The organism is Caballeronia sp., assembly GCF_049581465.1.
Taxonomy (GTDB): domain Bacteria; phylum Pseudomonadota; class Gammaproteobacteria; order Burkholderiales; family Burkholderiaceae; genus Caballeronia.
In genome coordinates this window covers 1-1,846 of record NZ_JBAUSA010000740.1, presented here as the reverse complement: position 1 = coordinate 1,846, position 1,846 = coordinate 1, and the positions used below count along the sequence as shown (strand labels likewise).

Sequence of the window (1,846 nt, the reverse complement as noted above, 5' to 3'; positions counted from 1 at the left end):
AAGGCGACCCCACGGCCGGCGCGGAAGCCCGCCGGCGAGCCACCCTTGTCGCCGTCCGAAGCCGCCCGAGAGGAGCATGAAAAATCGGTCGAACACACGATGCCGGACGACCCGGTTGGGGACTATGCGTAGCCCGACACGGTTGTCGAAGTTGTCGACTGGCATGGTTACCCACATTCGTTAGCGTTACCTTCTGCATTCTAGCTTTGGTTGACCAACTCATGCCCCGTCTGTCCATTCCCCACGCTGCTGCGCTGTAGGCGTGAGGGGGCGCGTGTAGGTCGGCGATGCAGGGCCACTCCCGCCAGGCGAAAATTCAGACGGTCGCTAACGCAGAGCGGATCTGTTCCAGCATCCAAGCATGTGCCGTGTCGCCGTCGAAACGCTTGTGCCACGAGATGAACATCGGAGTGGGAGGAAAGGCAATGGGCGGTTCGTGGACACTCAGGTCGAACAAGTCAGCGAATGTTCCCGCCATGCTGCTGGGAACATTGCAGATGTAGCCTGTTCGCGCCGCGAGCATGGGCATCGCCATGAAGTTCTGAACAACCGCGCCGATTTGCCGTTGCAACCCACGTTCCGCGAGTGTCTGATCGACGATCGTTCCCTGGCGATCAGTCGTGCGGATGACGACATGCGGCCGTTTCAGATAGAGCGCCAAGGGGAAACGCCGTTTGCCAAGATTCTCGCGCTTCCAGATCAAGGTCGCTACGCTGATCTGCGCAAGTGTTTCGTTGTTGATGCCCGTTCCGTGAATTGAATGCGCGCCGATAATCGCATCCAGCGCGCCGGACTCCAGCTGTTCTATGGCGAGGGGGCCTTCGGGGATGGGCGCTATCCGGATCACGATGCCTGGCGCCAGTCTTCCGATCTGCTCCACCAGTTGCGGCAGGATCGAAAACTCGACCAGATCTCCAGCCGCAATATTGAATTGCCGTTGCGCTATTGATGGAATGAATGTGTCTTGCTCCGTCAGAGCAAGGTTGATTTTCTCCAATGCTTCGCGAACTGGATCAATCAAGGCTTCGCCGCGCGGCGTTGGTACCAGGCCGCGTTTCGCGTTCACGAACAGTTCGTCACCCATGGCATCGCGCAGACGCCGCAATGCGTGACTGACAGCGGGTTGGCTTAGCGCTAGCCGGTCGCTCGCCTTCGTCACGCTTCGCGTCTCCCACAGTACGAGAAATACCGTCAGCAGGTTGAGGTCGAATGTGGACGTATTAATTTTGTGCATGGACTGAATAATAACACTTCATTTTACTTATACGACTGGAGGTGCTGATATAGAGGCAAATCAGGCAGGACACAAGGAGACGCATCATGAATTCCCCACTTTCCATGGGCTGGTTTTGCCCCTCCCTCGGCGACACGACCGCTTTCAGCGATCCGTCGAAGAGCATTCCCCAATCACTCGAACACTTCGAACGCGTGGCCGTCGCCGCTGAAAACGCCGGCTTCGACTACATGCTGTTGCCGGTTTCTTCTCACTGCTGGGATGCATGGGTCGCGGCGTCGTTTCTGGTCAGCCGCACTTCCCGAATCAAAGCGCTGGTTGCGATGAAGCCCGGATTTATTCATCCGGTCGCACAGGCCAAGATGATTTCGACGTTCGAGCAGCTGTCGAATGGGCGGCTCTATATGAACCTGATCGCCGGGATCAGCGAAAAGGATGCCCTCGCGGAGGGGCAGTTGGGCGAGAAAGAGCTGCGCTATGAGCAACTCGAAGAAGAGGTGGTTCTCATCAAGCGGCTGCTGACGGAAGAGCAGGTCGAGTTTGACGGCAAGTACTACCACGTCAACAAGCCACTCATCATTCCGAAGACGGTGCAGCGACCGTATCCCCCAT

Annotated in this window: 2 protein-coding genes; one reads left to right on the top strand and one right to left on the bottom strand. The window is 57.6% G+C overall.

The window, feature by feature from the left end; genetic code table 11:
• Window positions 1–316: 316 nt before the first annotated feature.
• The gene (locus tag WCA53_RS18320; protein ID WP_423913643.1) at window positions 317–1,234 is read right to left on the bottom strand and encodes a LysR family transcriptional regulator; all 918 of its coding nucleotides are present in this window, start codon (window positions 1,232–1,234) and stop codon (window positions 317–319) included.
• Between the two features lie 86 nt (window positions 1,235–1,320).
• Between WCA53_RS18320 and WCA53_RS18315 the strand changes: the two genes are divergently transcribed.
• A partial coding sequence (locus WCA53_RS18315) for an LLM class flavin-dependent oxidoreductase (protein ID WP_423913639.1) occupies window positions 1,321–1,846 on the top strand: 526 nt, incomplete at its 3' end.

Excerpts from the sequence above, each read along its gene's own strand:
- WCA53_RS18320 (WP_423913643.1), bottom strand. The coding sequence starts at position 1,234 with ATGCACAAAATTAATACGTCCACATTCGACCTCAACCTGCTGACGGTA.